The organism is Streptomyces sp. NPDC026206, assembly GCF_040638465.1.
Taxonomy (GTDB): Bacteria; Actinomycetota; Actinomycetes; order Streptomycetales; family Streptomycetaceae; genus Streptomyces.
In genome coordinates this window covers 57,285-70,898 of the sequence record NZ_JBEZYL010000017.1, presented here as the reverse complement: position 1 = coordinate 70,898, position 13,614 = coordinate 57,285, and the positions used below count along the sequence as shown (strand labels likewise).

Genomic DNA, 13,614 nt, shown 5'->3' with positions numbered 1-13,614 from the left:
ACGACTACTCGCGACCGGCCGACGTGAAGGCCATGTCCGCGTAGCGCCCGCCGGACACCTGCCCGGCAATCGGCTCCAGAGCGGCCAGCTCATCCGCTCCGAGCTCGATCCGCGTCGCCGCCGTGTTCTCCTCCAGGCGGGACCGGCGCCGCGTGCCCGGGATCGGAACGACCGTCAGGCCGTGTACCTGCGCCTGCTGCTGGGCCCACGCCAGGGCGACCTGGCCGAGGGAGATGCCGCGCGCCTCGGCGATGCGCCGCACCGGCTCCAGCAGGGCCGCGTTCGCCGCCGCGTTGTCGCCGGTGAAGCGCGGCAGCGTACGGCGCCAGTCGTCGCTCGACAGCTCCTTGTCCGCGTGCACGAACGCACCGGTCAGGAAGCCGCGGCCGAGCGGCGAGTAGGGCACGAGGGCGACGCCCAGCTCACGTGCCGCCGGCACGACGTTGGCCTCGATGTCACGGCTGAACAGCGACCACTCCGACTGCACGGCGGCGATCGGGTGCACGGCCTGCGCCTCGCGCAGCTCGCTGCCCGTGACCTCGCTCAGGCCCAGGTGCTTGACCTTGCCCTCCGCGACCAGTTCGGCCATCGCACCGACCGACTCCTCGATCGGGACGTCGGGGTTGCGCCGGTGCATGTAGTACAGGTCGATCTCGTCGACGCCCAGGCGCCGCAGGCTGGCCTCCACGGCCTGGCGGATGTACGGGCGGTCGTTGCGAATGGTCCGCTGTACCGGGTTGTCGGGGTCGGGGACGATCGCGAACTTGGTGGCCAGGACGACCTGGTCGCGGTGGGCCCGGATGAAGGGGGCGATGAACTTCTCGTTCTCGCCCAGCCCGTACATGTCGGCGGTGTCGAAGAGAGTGACACCGAGCTCCAGTGCCCGCTCCAGCGTCGCCCGTGCCTCGGCCTCGTCGGTCGTCGGACCGTAGGCGAAGCTCATGCCCATGCAGCCGAGCCCCTGGACGCCGACCTCGGGGCCGCCGTTGCCGAGTGCCACGCTCGTTATCGTGCTGTCGCTGCTCATGATGGTGCGTCAGACCCTTTCGGACGCCCGGCGCCGGGCGTCGGAGTAGATGTCGATCTTGTAGTCGAGTACGTCGAGCGTGCTGCGCAGCTCCGCGATGCGCTTGCGTACGTTCTCGCGGTGCTCGCTCAGCAGGCGCTCGCGTTCGGCGAAGGTGTGGTCGCCCTGGCGGACCAGCTCCGCGTAACGGACCATGTCGGCCACCGGCATGCCGGTCAGCCGCAGCCGTCCGACCAGATCCAGCCAGTCCAGGTCGCGGTCGGTGTAGCGGCGCTGCCCCGTGTGGGAGCGGTCGACGTGGGGCATCAGGCCGATCCGCTCGTACCAGCGCAGGGTGTGCGCGGACAGCCCGGCGTAGGCGACCACTTCACTGATCGTGTACCGGTCGCGCCCCTCCGGGCGGCGGTGGCGCTGCCGGTCCAGCTCCAGGCATCCGTGCACCGGTGCCGGTGCGCTGTCCATCACGGTCATGCCGCTCCCCCTCGCGAACTTCTGCGGTGACCCCCACGCTAGAGAGTTGGAGTGCACTCGAAGCAAGCGAGATCCGGTGCGATCCGGAAGCCGGGTTAGGCTCCTTGCCATGGAGAGCCTGCGGATGATCGAGAACTGGCCCGTGGAGACCGCCGCCGCGGCAGTCGTACGGGCGGACGGCACGCGTGCGGGATCGTACGGGCCGGCCGGGCACCGCTTCGCCCTCGCGTCCGTGACCAAACCGCTGGCCGCCTACGCCGCGCTGATCGCCGTCGAGGAGGGCGCGATCGAGCTGGAGGAGCCCGCCGGGCCGGCGGGCGCCACGGTCCGGCACCTGCTCGCGCACACCTCCGGGCTCGCCTTCGACGAGCACCGCACGATGGCCGGGCCCGGCACGCGGCGGATCTACTCCAACGCCGGCTTCGAGGTGCTGGGCGACCACATCGCCAAGGCCACCGACATCCCGTTCGCCGAGTACCTGCGGCAGGCGGTGCTGGAGCCGCTCGGCATGACCTCGACGGACCTTCCCGGGTCACCGGCCAAGGACGGCGTCTCGACGGTGGAGGACCTGGCCCGCTTCGCGGCGGAGCTGCAGGCACCGCGGCTGCTGTCGCGGGAGACCGTGGACGGGGCGACCTCGGTGGCCTTCCCCGGCCTGACGGGCGTCCTGCCCGGCTACGGCCACCAGCGCCCCAACGACTGGGGCCTGGGCTTCGAGATCCGGGGCGCGAAGTCCCCGCACTGGACGGGCGCCTCGTCCTCACCGCGCACCTACGGGCACTTCGGCCAGGCGGGCACGTTCCTGTGGGTCGACCCGGAGGCGGGCGCGGCGTGCGTGGCGCTGACGGACCGGGCGTTCGGCCCGTGGGCGGTCCAGGCGTGGCCGCCCCTGACGGACGCGGTCCTGGCCGAACTGCGCCCGGCCTGAACCGCCAAGCGGTAGCGCTGCCGTCAGCCGAAGTGCGGCTCGGCGTGCATCTCCCACGCCAGCAACTCGGCGGAGCCGATCGCCTCGGCCTCGGCACCGGCGGCATCCGGCACCCGCGCGGCGTCGCCCTCGCGCAGGACCTCGTCGCCGAGGCGCACGGTGCCCCGCACCACGTGCACGTACAGCCACGGAGCGTCCGGCAGCGCGGTGCGCTCCCCCGTGCGCAGCCGCCGCACGTGCAGCACCGCCTCCGCCCGCGACAGCGCGTACGGCGTCCCGTCGGCGATGCCCCGCACCACCTCGTACAGGGGCTCGCCCCCGAATTCGGACGGGGTGAGCCACATCTGGACGAACCGGAGCGGTACCGCCCCGGCGTTGCGCTCGACGTGGCGGACGCCGGAGCCCGCGCTCAGGCGCTGGACGTCGCCGGGGCGGACGGTCACCACATGACCGGTGGAGTCCTCGTGGGTGAGTTCGCCCTCCACGACCCAGGTGACGATCTCCACGTCGCGGTGCGGATGCCCGGCGAAGCCGGCGCCGCCCGCCAGCCGCTCCTCGTTGCAGGCCGCGAGCGGGCCGAACCGCACATTGTCGGGGTCGTAGAAACCGGAGAAGGAGAAGGCGTGCCAGGTCTCGATACCGGCCGCCGGGTCACCGCCCCGGAAGCGTTCGGCGGCCCGCTGCACGTGCGTCATCGGCCCACCGTAGCCCCGTGGAACGCTTGGCAGGGGCCCGGCGGCCCCGGAGCCCACCCGAATAAGGCAGGCTTGTCCCCGTGCCTGAACCAGCCGCTAACACCCCGCATCCGCACAGCGCCACCCTGCGCAACCTGGAGAAGTCCTCCGGAACGCTGGCCAACGCGGCCATCGCCCGGATGGACGCCCAGCTGCCGTGGTACCGGGCGATGCCCCCGGAGAACCGGTCCTGGATCGGCCTGGTCGCCCAGGCCGGCATCGCGGCCTTCACCGAGTGGTTCCGGCATCCGGAGACCCCGCAGGCCATCAGCACGGACGTCTTCGGCACCGCGCCCCGCGAGCTGACGCGGGCGATCACGCTGCGCCAGACCGTGGAGATGGTGCGGACCACCATCGAGGTCATGGAGTCGGCCATCGACGAGGTGGCCGCGCCGGGCGACGAGTCGTCGCTGCGCGAGGCGCTGCTGGTGTACGCCCGGGAGATCGCCTTCGCCACGGCCCAGGTCTACGCGCAGGCCGCCGAGGCGCGCGGCGCCTGGGACGCCCGGCTGGAGTCGCTGGTGGTCAACGCCGTGCTGTCGGGCGAGGCCGACGAGGGCGTCCTGTCACGGGCGGCGGCGCTGGGCTGGAGCTCGCCGGCGCATGTCGCGGTGGTGCTGGGTACCGCCCCGAACGGGGACAGCGAGCTGACGGTGGAGGCGATCCGCCGGGCCGCCCGGCACGCGAAGCTGCAGGTCCTGACGGGGGTGCTGGGCGACCGGCTGGTGGTGATCGCGGGCGGCTCCGACGAACCGCTGCAGGCGGCCAAGGCGCTGATCGGCCCGTTCGCCGCCGGGCCGGTGGTCGCCGGCCCCGTGGTGGGCGACCTGCTGGCGGCGACCAAGTCCGCGCAGGCCGCCGCGGCCGGCCTGAAGGCCTGTGCGGCATGGCCGGACGCCCCCCGTCCCGTGCTGGCCGACGACCTGCTGCCCGAGCGGGCGATGGCGGGTGACCCGGCCGCGCGCGAACAGCTGGTGGAGGAGATCTACAGACCACTGGAGGAGGCGGGTTCGGCGCTGCTGGAGACGCTGAGCGTCTACCTGGAACAGGCCAGCAGCCTGGAGGGGGCGGCCAGGATGTTGTTCGTCCACCCCAACACCGTGCGATACCGCCTCCGACGTGTGACGGACGTCACCGGCTGGTCACCCTCCGATGTCCGCTCGGCCTTCACGCTGCGGATCGCGCTGATCCTCGGGCGCCTGGCCGACGCGGAGTGACACCCTTAGGCTTTTGTCGAACGTCCACAATTCCCCTGACGGTTCTTCGTCCCTGTCCTCACGGGTGACCGATGCCGTCCACGAGAGAGAGTGTGAGGGTGCTCGTACTCGTCGCTCCCGGCCAAGGCGCTCAGACGCCCGGCTTCCTGACCCCCTGGCTCGACCTGCCCGGTGTATCCGGCCGTCTGGCCGAGTGGTCCGCCGCCATCGACCTGGACCTCGTCCACTACGGCACGAACGCCGACGCCGATGAGATCCGCGACACCTCGGTGGCCCAGCCGCTGCTCGTGGCGTCCGCGCTGATCTCGGCGGGACAGCTGTTCCCCACGCAGGACGACTTCGCGCGCCTCGTCGGCGCCGCCGCCGGTCACAGCGTGGGCGAGCTGGCCGCCGCCGCGCTGACCGGCGTACTGTCCGAGCGGGCCGCCATGGAGCTCGTACGCAGGCGCGGCCTGGCCATGGCCGAGGCCGCGGCCGTCACCGAGACCGGCATGGCCGCGCTGCTCGGTGGCGAGCCGGAGATCGTGCTGCCGCACCTGGAGAAGCTGGGCCTGACCCCGGCGAACGTCAACGGCTCGGGCCAGATCGTGGCCGCCGGCACCGCCGGGCAGCTGGCGGCGCTGGAGGCGGACAAGCCCGAGGGCACCCGCCGGGTCGTCGCGCTGAAGGTGGCGGGCGCCTTCCACACGCACCACATGGCCCCGGCCGTCTCGGTCCTTCAGGCCGCGGTCGGTGAGGTGGAAGTCGGCGACCCCCGCACGCGTTATGTCTCCAACAAGGACGGCCAGGTCGTCACCGGCGGCCGGGAGGTCGTGCAGCGGCTCGTGGGCCAGGTGGCCAACCCGGTCCGCTGGGACCTGTGCATGGAGACCTTCAAGGAGCTGGGCGTCACCGCGCTGATCGAGGTGGCCCCCGGCGGCACGCTCGTGGGCCTGGCCAAGCGCGCCCTGCCGGGCGTCAGGACCCTCGCGCTCAAGTCCCCGGACGACCTCGAGGCCGCCCGTGAGCTGATCGCCGAGCACGCTGCCGACGCCGCCGGCCCGGCCGAATAAGGAGCCCGACAGCATGACCTCGAAGATCAAGCCCGGTAAGGGCGCCCCGTACGCGCGCATCATGGGCGTGGGCGGCTACCGCCCCACCCGTGTGGTGCCGAACGAGGAGATCCTCAAGCACATCGACTCCTCGGACGAATGGATCCGCTCGCGCTCGGGCATCGCCACCCGGCACTGGGCCGGCCCGGAGGAGACCGTGGCCGCGATGTCCCTGGAGGCCGCGGGCAAGGCCATCGCGGATGCGGGCATCACGCCCGAGCAGATCGGCGCGGTCCTCGTCTCGACGGTGTCGCACTTCAAGCAGACCCCGGCCATCGCGACCGAGATCGCCCACAAGGTGGGTGCGGGCAAGCCCGCCGCCTTCGACATCTCGGCGGGCTGCGCGGGCTTCGGCTACGGCCTGGCCATCGCCAAGGGCATGATCACCGAGGGCTCGGCGGAGTACGTCCTGGTCATCGGTGTCGAGCGGCTCTCCGACCTGACCGACCTGAAGGACCGTGCCACGGCCTTCCTGTTCGGTGACGGCGCCGGTGCCGTGGTCGTCGGCCCCTCCAAGGAGCCCGCCATGGGCCCGACCGTGTGGGGCTCGGAGGGCGACAAGGCCGAGACGATCAAGCAGACCGTCGCATGGGACGTCTACCGCGAGGAGACGGACGTCCGCTTCCCCGCCATCACCCAGGAGGGCCAGGCGGTCTTCCGCTGGGCCGTCTTCGAGATGGCGAAGATCGCCCAGCAGGCGCTGGACGAGGCCGGGGTGAGCCCGGAAGACCTGGACGTCTTCATCCCGCACCAGGCGAACATGCGCATCATCGACTCGATGGTCAAGACCCTGAAGCTCCCGGAGAGCGTCACGGTCGCCCGTGACGTGGAGACCACCGGCAACACCTCGGCGGCGTCCATTCCGCTGGCCATGGAGCGGCTCCTGGCGACGGGGGCGGCGAAGAGCGGCGACACCGCGCTCCTCATCGGATTCGGGGCGGGTCTCGTGTACGCCGCCACGGTCGTTACCCTCCCCTAGGCGAGATCCACGGGACCGGCACCACCGGCCGGTCGCCCGAAGGTCACCGCACCAGCAGTTCCCTTACCGCAGTTCCACCGCACTATCGATAGAAGGAGCGCCACAATGGCCGCCACCCAGGAAGAGATCCTCAAGGGCCTCGCCGAGATCGTCAACGAGATCGCCGGCATCCCCACCGATGAGGTCAAGCTGGACAAGTCCTTCACCGACGACCTGGACGTCGACTCGCTGTCCATGGTCGAGGTCGTCGTCGCCGCCGAGGAGCGCTTCGACGTCAAGATCCCCGACGAGGACGTCAAGGGTCTGAAGACCGTCGGCGACGCTGCCGACTACATCCTGAAGCACCAGGCCTGACCGTAGCGTTCGTCGCCACCCCGGCGGTGGCGGTTCCAGCACCTCTACACGTGGAGACAATTCCTGTGAATCCGACCAATCGCACCGTGGTCGTCACCGGTATCGGCGCAACCACACCGCTGGGTGGCGACAGCGCATCGACCTGGGAAGGGCTGCTCGCCGGGCGTTCCGGCGCCAGGGCCCTGGAAGGCGAGCGCTTCGCCGACCTGCCGGTCCGCATCGCCGCCGTCGCGGCCGTCGATCCCGAGGACGTGCTGCCCCGGCCGCTCGCCCGCAAGCTGGACCGGTCGGCGCAGTTCGCGCTGATCGCCGCCCGCGAGGCGTGGGCCGACGCGGGCTTCACCGGCAAGGCCGGCGAGGACTCCGCGATCACCCCCGAGCGGCTCGGCACGGTCATCGCCTCCGGCATCGGCGGCGTGACCACCCTGCTCGACCAGTACGACGTGCTCAAGGAGAAGGGCGTCCGCCGCGTCTCCCCGCACACCGTGCCGATGCTGATGCCCAACGGTCCCTCCGCCAACGTCGGCCTCGAGGTGAACGCCCAGGCGGGCGTGCACACCCCCGTCAGCGCCTGTGCGTCCGGCGCCGAGGCCATCGGCTACGCCGTCGAGATGATCCGCACCGGTCGCGCCGACGTCGTTGTCGCGGGCGGCACCGAGGCGGCCATCCACCCGCTGCCCATCGCGGCCTTCGCCAACATGATGGCGATGTCCAAGAACAACGACGAGCCGGCCACGGCCTCGCGTCCGTACGACAAGACCCGTGACGGCTTCGTCCTCGGCGAGGGCGCCGGTGTCGTCGTCCTGGAGTCGGCCGAGCACGCCGCCCGGCGCGGCGCCCGGGTCTACTGCGAGGTACTGGGCCAGGGCCTGTCCGCGGACAGCCACCACATCGCCCAGCCCGAGCCGACCGGCCGCGGCATCGCCGCCGCGCTGCAGAACCTGCTCGACAACACCGACCTCAAGCCGTCGGAGGTCGTGCACCTCAACGCGCACGCCACCTCCACGCCGCAGGGCGACGCCGCGGAGCTCAAGGCCCTGCGCAAGGTCCTCGGCGACGACCTCGACCACGTCGCGGTCTCCGCGACCAAGTCGATGACCGGTCACCTGCTCGGCGGTGCCGGCGGCATCGAGACGGTCATGACCGTGCTCGCGCTGTACCACCGCACCGCGCCCCCCACGATCAACATCGAGGAGCTCGACGAGGACATCGACGCGGACATCGTCCGCGACGAGCCCCGCCGGCTTCCCGAGGGCTCCATCGCCGCGATCAACAACTCGTTCGGCTTCGGCGGCCACAACGTGGTGCTCGCCCTGCGGACGGTCTGATCACGACCGGCGCACCACTCTTACGGGCAAAGGGCCCGTCCCGGCCACCGCTGGCCGGGACGGGCCCTTCACCGTACGACCGCGCGGCCGCCCCCCTCGGCGCGGGCCTATTCCTCGAAGCTGGCGAAGTAGGACGCGGCCATGTCCTCGTCGCCGTGCCCCTGCTCGATGGCCCGGCGGAAGCGTTCGGCGCCCGCCGCCGCCACGTCGAGGCGCACCCCGGCCGACTCCGCCGCCGCGACGATCAGGCGGGCGTCCTTCTCCGCCGTCGTGGTGGCGAAGCTCGGCGGCGTGAGGCCGCCGTCCAGCAGGAGCCCGGCCTTGGCACGCAGATAGGGCATGTCGAGCGGGCCGCCCGCCACGGCGTCCAGGAAGCGCCCGGCATCCACTCCGAGGCCCTTGGCCAGGGCCAGGGCCTCGGCGGCGCCGTGGGTGACGGTGAGCACCCAGCTGTTGAGAACGAGTTTGAGCCGGGTGGCCGCGCCCTGCGTGCCGTCGTCGCCCACCCAGACGGTGCGCGAGCCGATGGCGTCGAAGACGGGGTCCAGGACGCGGCGCGCGGCGTCGGGCCCCGCGGCCAGCACCGTGAGCACGCCCTCCTCGGCGGGCTTCTTCGTGCCCAGGACCGGGGCGTCGACGAGGACCAGGTCCCGTTCGCGGGCGAAGGCGGCCAGGTCGTGGAGGCCGTCGAGGCCGGCGGTGGTGGACTGGGACCAGACCGCGCCGGGCCGCAGCCCGGGGGCGGCGGCGCGCATCACGTCAAGAGCGGCCGGGCCGTCGTAGAGCATGGTGAGCACGACGTCGGCGCCGCGTACGGCCTCCGCCGGCGTGTCCACGACGGTCACGCCGTGGGCGGCGAGGGGCTCGGCCTTGTCGCGGGTGCGGTTCCAGGCGCGTACGGACAGGCCGGCGCGTGCGAGGTTGCGGGCCATGGGGGCGCCCATGGTCCCGGTGCCGAGGACGGCGACGGAGACAGCGGGGGCGGAGGCTGTGTCGGACATGGCTCAGACGCTAGGCGTTGGAGTGTGCTCCAGGGCAAGGACCGCGTCACCGGTGAGTCGGCGCCCGGGCGGGACGCGAAGGCGGGACGCGAAGGCGCCGGGGGTCACACGACCTGGTGCAGCCACCGCACCGGTGCGCCCTCGCCCGCGTAGCGGAAGGGCTCCAGCTCGTCGTCCCAGGGCTTGCCGAGCAGCTTGGCGACCTCGGCCTGCAGGTCGCTCTCGCCCCGGCCGGAGCGCGCCATCGCGGCGCGCAGCCGGTCCTCGGGGATGAGGATGTCGCCGTGGATGCCGGTGACGGCGTGGAAGATGCCCAGGCCGGGGGTCGAGCTGTAGCGCTCGCCCTCGGCGGTGGCGCAGGGTTCGGCGGTCACCTCGAAGCGCAGCAGGTGCCAGCCGCGCAGTGCGGAGGCGAGCCTGGAGGCGGTGCCGGCCTGGCCCTGCCAGGAGAATTCGGAGCGCCAGGTGCCGGGCGCCGCGGGCTGCCGGATCCAGTCGAGGGCGACCCGCACGCCGAGAACGCCCCCCACGGCCCATTCGACGTGCGGGCACAGCGCGCGGGGCGCGGAGTGCACGTACAGAACTCCACGTGTCGTCACCGGGACCTCCAGTGCGGTTCGAGGTTCGCCTTCCTCAGCGGCCTCGCACCCGTAACGGTCCCGCCCGGGGCAGCGGTGGGCGCTGAGCCCGCATGGCCACCCCCGCACAAGCTCGCGAGGTTACCAACAGTAAACACCATCGGGAGCAATTCTCCTGAAAAGGGACAGGAAGTGACGTGTTGTGATGTCGTCGTGCCGCGTTCACAAAGATCCCGGAACAAGTTGATCACCGGGGAAAAGTTACCGTGCGGGGAGCCCTGCGGGGTGACGTACCGTCGGTCCAGAACAGATATCACCCGGCCGGAGGGGGAACGAGATGGGTACGACCAGGAGGCGAAGGCCGTCCGCGGGCATACGGACCGCCGCCGCGGTGCTCGGTGCCGCACTGCTGGCCACCGGCTGCGACGACGGCGGCGCCGAGAACAAGGCGTCCCCCGCGAAGTCCGCCCCCACCCGCCCGGCCTGGAACACCCGCCCCGAATCCCTGGCCTCCCTCGGCGACTCCATCACCCGCGGCTTCGACGCCTGCTCGGTGCTCAAGGACTGCCCCGAGGTCTCCTGGGCCACCGGCACGGAGGTCGACAGCGTCGCCCGGCGACTGCTGCTGTCCCCGCAGACCAGCAGCTGGAACTACGCGAGGACCGGCGCACGCATGGCCGACCTGCCGGATCAGATGCGCTCGGCCGTGACCCACAAGCCGCAGCTGGTGACCGTCCTCCTCGGCGCCAACGACGCCTGCCGCTCGGATGTGACCGAGATGACACCCGTCGACCGCTTCCGCGCGGACTTCGAGTCCTCCCTGGGCACCTTGCGCAGCAGCCTGCCCAAGTCCCAGGTGTACGTCGCCGGCATCCCCGATCTGAAGCGGCTGTGGTCGGAGGGGCGCAAGAACGCGCTCGGGAAGCAGATCTGGAAGATGGCGTCGATCTGCCCCTCGATGCTGCGCGACGCCGACGCCGTGGACGAGGCGGCCGAGGAACGGCGGGCACAGGTCGACAAACGGGTCGGCGAGTACAACGCGGTGCTCAAGGACGTCTGCTCCCGGGACGCGCTGTGCCGCTACGACGGCGCGGTCAACGGCTACGGCTTCACCGGCCAGGAGCTGAGCAGGTGGGACTGGTTCCACCCCAGCAAGAAGGGCCAGGGAGAGCTGGCCGGCATGGCCTACCGCACGATCACGTCCAAGGAACCGGTGGCGTAGGAGAACCGGACCCGGCAAGCACCGCAGCAGGGCCGCCCCGGTGCCGAAGGGCGCGGAAAGCGGACCGGCACCGGCAGGCACGGAAAGACGGCCCGGCGCCGGCGAACGCGGAAGGGCGGACCCGCACGGACCCGCACGGGCAGGCGCGGAAGCGCGAAGGGCGCCGCGGGCGTGGAAGGGGCAGGGGCAGGGCCTGTCAGGTGGCCCCGCCCCTGGCGCGGCCGGAGAGCCGGCCCCGTCTCACGGCCCGGTCCCGCACCGCCGGCGCGGGCGCGGACCGTGCACCGGTGCCCGTACCCTCGCCCCGGGCGACCGGTCGTCCGCGCACCGCCCGATGGAGCCCAGGCCGTGGCCGAGGGCTCGCGCGAAGACCGCGACCACCCTCTTCCAGCACGCTATCCGATGAATGCGCGTGCCGCATAAGCGAGTTCACCCGTCACGGGGACAACACCGGTCGCCCGGCCGGTCATTCCGTACTCTCGCCGTGTGTGCAGAGCCCGACGCCGGTGATGCCGTCCCAGTCCGTCAGCTCCTCCACCAGCGGATGCGCGGAGCCCTTGCCCTCCAGGCTCAGCACGACACCCGCCTCCTTGCCCTTGCCCTTCCCCTTGTCGGGCCCCTCCCCGGCGCCCGCCTCGGCGTCGACCTGTACGTCCGTCACCTGGAAGCCGCTCTTCGTGCACAGCTCCAGCACCCGGCCCAGCAGGCCCCGGCGCGTACGGTAGGACAGCCGCAGCTCGACCCGCTCGGTGACCGGTGCAACCGCCAGCCGCCGCGTGACGACGGGGAATCCACGGACCACCAGGAAGTGCACCACGGTCGCGGCGGCCCCCAGCAGCGGCAGTCCGCCGCCGCACGCCATGCCCACGGCACAGGTCAGCCAGATGGTGGCGGCCGTCGTCAGGCCGCGCACCGCGTCGCGGCGGACGAAGATGAGGCCGCCGCCGATGAAGCCGATGCCGGAGACGATCTGCGCCGCCACCCGGGAACCGTCCAGGCGGGCGCCCCCGGCCAGCTCGGGCATCGCGCCGAAGCCGTGGATCGAGATCTCCATGAACAGGGCGCTGCCCACTCCGACCAGGGTGTGCGTGCGCAGGCCCGCGCTCTTCTGCTGCAGTTCGCGCTCCAGGCCGATGAGCGAGGAAAGGAGCAGGGCGAGCCCCAACTCGATGAGCTGGCGTACCCCTTGGCCGCTGCCCGGTTCGAACAGCGGGGCAGCGAAATGGCGTCCGGCGGATATGAGCGGGTCGGCGAGAAGCTGCGAGAATGCCATCTCGCCATTGTGGCCTGAAGGTGACTGTGCGCGAGGGGAGTTGACCTCCCCCTACCGCCAATGCCTTCGCAGTGGTTTCCTTCCAGCTCATGAGACCCATTGATTCTTCCCGGACATCCCGTCGGGCCCGCCTCGGCACCCTGGGCGCCGCTCTGCTCGCCTGCGCACCGCTGGCCCTCTCGGCCCCCGCCGCGGCCGACCCCTCCCCCGCCTCCTCCTCCGCACGGACCGCACCGCTCACCGTCGAGGAGCAGCGGCTGACCGGCGCCGTGCCGCGGGAGATCCTGCGGCGCAGCGGTTTCGACGACATGGCGCCCGGCTTCGCCCGCGCCCTGTCCCGTACCCGCTCCGTCGGGCAGGCGCAGTTGCTGGCCACGGCCGAGGGGCGGCGGCTGTGGCGGCGGGCCGTGGACCGGGTGCAGGGCCGGGGGCCGGACGGCGGGGACCTGAGCCGGGACGACGACCGTCCGCTGTACTGGGCCCGGCTGGGCATGACGCGAGCCCTGCGCGAGTGGCAGCCGGCGTTCGCGCTGGACGAGCGGCGCCGCGCGGATCTCGTGGCGGTGGTGGAGCGCGGCTCGCGCGGCCAGGACTCGGTCGTGCTGCCGCCGGGTTCCCAGGTCAAGCGCGTCGTGATCACCGGCTTCGACCCGTTCCAGCTCGACTCCGACATCCGCCGCTCCAACCCCTCGGGGGCCGCGGCGCTCGCCCTCGACGGCACCACCGTCGAGACCTCCGCGGGCCCGGCGCGCATCGAGGCGGCCCTCTTCCCGGTGCGCTGGGCGGACTTCGCGGACGGCACGGTCGAGCGGACGCTGCTGCCGCACTTCCGGTCCGGGGCGCGCCGGGCCGACCTGTTCACCACCATCAGCCAGGGCCGGCCCGGCCGCTTCGACCTGGAGCGCACCAACGGGGCGTGGCGCGGCGGCTACCCGGACAACGCGAACGAATCCCGTACGGAGACCGTGCCCGTGCCGCCCGGCGTGCCGACCGTGACCCCGCAGCCGCAGTGGACGACGACGACCCTGCCGTACGCCGCGATCACCGCGGCGGGGACCGGGCCGTTCCCGGTCCAGGACAACACCGCCGTCACCGAGATCCCGGCGGGCGGCACGGAGGAGGCCGACCGGGCGGACGGCCCGACACCGGGCTCGACCGCCCGCGCGGGCGGCGGCGGCGACTACCTCTCCAACGAGATCGCCTACCGGGCGACCCTGCTGCGCGACGCCGTGCGTCCCGGCATACCGGGCGGCCATCTGCACACCCCCGTGCTGCGGTTCGGCGAGGGCAACACCGATCCGGCGACGGGGCAGGTCACGGACCCCGCCTTCGTGAGGGACCGGCTGGCGATCACCGCGCAGATCCGGTCGGTGATCGCGGTGGCCGTGGGCAGCGCCGGACGGGCATGATG

The 13,614-nt window shown here is 72.4% G+C and carries 14 protein-coding genes; 8 read left to right on the top strand and 6 right to left on the bottom strand.

The window, feature by feature from the left end:
• Positions 1 to 4: 4 nt before the first annotated feature.
• Complete coding sequence (locus AB0F13_RS22325) at positions 5 to 1,027, bottom strand: aldo/keto reductase (protein WP_362084988.1); 1,023 nt, start codon at positions 1,025 to 1,027, stop codon at positions 5 to 7.
• 9 nt (positions 1,028 to 1,036) lie between these two features.
• Complete coding sequence (locus tag AB0F13_RS22320; RefSeq protein WP_362085201.1) at positions 1,037 to 1,489, bottom strand: MerR family transcriptional regulator; 453 nt, start codon at positions 1,487 to 1,489, stop codon at positions 1,037 to 1,039.
• A gap of 118 nt (positions 1,490 to 1,607) precedes the next feature.
• Here AB0F13_RS22320 and AB0F13_RS22315 point away from each other — a divergent pair, with 118 nt between their 5' ends.
• Positions 1,608 to 2,426: a serine hydrolase domain-containing protein gene (locus AB0F13_RS22315; protein WP_362084985.1), complete on the top strand. Its 819-nt coding sequence runs from the start codon at positions 1,608 to 1,610 to the stop codon at positions 2,424 to 2,426.
• A 23-nt stretch (positions 2,427 to 2,449) separates the two neighbouring features.
• On the opposite strand, the gene AB0F13_RS22310 is transcribed toward AB0F13_RS22315, so the two are convergent.
• A complete protein-coding gene (locus AB0F13_RS22310; RefSeq protein ID WP_362084982.1) occupies positions 2,450 to 3,121 on the bottom strand; it encodes a pirin family protein in 672 nt (223 codons plus the stop codon).
• 80 nt (positions 3,122 to 3,201) lie between these two features.
• Between AB0F13_RS22310 and AB0F13_RS22305 the strand changes: the two genes are divergently transcribed.
• The 5 genes from AB0F13_RS22305 (at position 3,202) to fabF (ending at position 8,129) form a co-directional block, all read left to right on the top strand.
• Positions 3,202 to 4,377 (top strand): helix-turn-helix domain-containing protein, encoded by a 1,176-nt coding sequence (locus AB0F13_RS22305; RefSeq protein ID WP_362084979.1) that lies wholly within the window; start codon positions 3,202 to 3,204, stop codon positions 4,375 to 4,377.
• Positions 4,378 to 4,475: 98 nt separating this feature from the next.
• Positions 4,476 to 5,429 carry an ACP S-malonyltransferase gene (locus AB0F13_RS22300; protein ID WP_362084976.1) on the top strand — a complete coding sequence of 318 codons (954 nt, stop codon included), beginning with the start codon at positions 4,476 to 4,478 and terminating at the stop codon, positions 5,427 to 5,429.
• Positions 5,430 to 5,442: 13 nt separating this feature from the next.
• The gene (locus tag AB0F13_RS22295) at positions 5,443 to 6,447 is read left to right on the top strand and encodes a ketoacyl-ACP synthase III (RefSeq protein WP_362084973.1); all 1,005 of its coding nucleotides are present in this window, start codon (positions 5,443 to 5,445) and stop codon (positions 6,445 to 6,447) included.
• Positions 6,448 to 6,552: 105 nt separating this feature from the next.
• Positions 6,553 to 6,801: an acyl carrier protein gene (locus AB0F13_RS22290; RefSeq protein ID WP_362084970.1), complete on the top strand. Its 249-nt coding sequence runs from the start codon at positions 6,553 to 6,555 to the stop codon at positions 6,799 to 6,801.
• 65 nt (positions 6,802 to 6,866) lie between these two features.
• Positions 6,867 to 8,129, top strand: a complete 1,263-nt coding sequence (fabF, locus tag AB0F13_RS22285) for a beta-ketoacyl-ACP synthase II (RefSeq protein ID WP_362084967.1) — start codon at positions 6,867 to 6,869, stop codon at positions 8,127 to 8,129.
• Between the two features lie 107 nt (positions 8,130 to 8,236).
• Here the strand turns inward: fabF and AB0F13_RS22280 are convergent, their stop codons facing one another.
• Together AB0F13_RS22280 and AB0F13_RS22275 are read right to left on the bottom strand one after the other, a co-directional pair.
• Complete coding sequence (locus tag AB0F13_RS22280; RefSeq protein WP_362084965.1) at positions 8,237 to 9,130, bottom strand: NAD(P)-dependent oxidoreductase; 894 nt, start codon at positions 9,128 to 9,130, stop codon at positions 8,237 to 8,239.
• Positions 9,131 to 9,234: 104 nt separating this feature from the next.
• Complete coding sequence (locus AB0F13_RS22275) at positions 9,235 to 9,729, bottom strand: DUF3145 domain-containing protein (RefSeq protein ID WP_362084962.1); 495 nt, start codon at positions 9,727 to 9,729, stop codon at positions 9,235 to 9,237.
• 316 nt (positions 9,730 to 10,045) lie between these two features.
• Between AB0F13_RS22275 and AB0F13_RS22270 the strand changes: the two genes are divergently transcribed.
• Positions 10,046 to 10,930 carry an SGNH/GDSL hydrolase family protein gene (locus AB0F13_RS22270; protein WP_362084959.1) on the top strand — a complete coding sequence of 295 codons (885 nt, stop codon included), beginning with the start codon at positions 10,046 to 10,048 and terminating at the stop codon, positions 10,928 to 10,930.
• Between the two features lie 466 nt (positions 10,931 to 11,396).
• On the opposite strand, the gene AB0F13_RS22265 is transcribed toward AB0F13_RS22270, so the two are convergent.
• Positions 11,397 to 12,203 carry an MgtC/SapB family protein gene (locus tag AB0F13_RS22265; protein WP_362084956.1) on the bottom strand — a complete coding sequence of 269 codons (807 nt, stop codon included), beginning with the start codon at positions 12,201 to 12,203 and terminating at the stop codon, positions 11,397 to 11,399.
• 89 nt (positions 12,204 to 12,292) lie between these two features.
• Between AB0F13_RS22265 and AB0F13_RS22260 the strand changes: the two genes are divergently transcribed.
• The gene (locus AB0F13_RS22260; protein ID WP_362084953.1) at positions 12,293 to 13,612 is read left to right on the top strand and encodes a pyroglutamyl peptidase; all 1,320 of its coding nucleotides are present in this window, start codon (positions 12,293 to 12,295) and stop codon (positions 13,610 to 13,612) included.
• Positions 13,613 to 13,614: the final 2 nt, after the last annotated feature.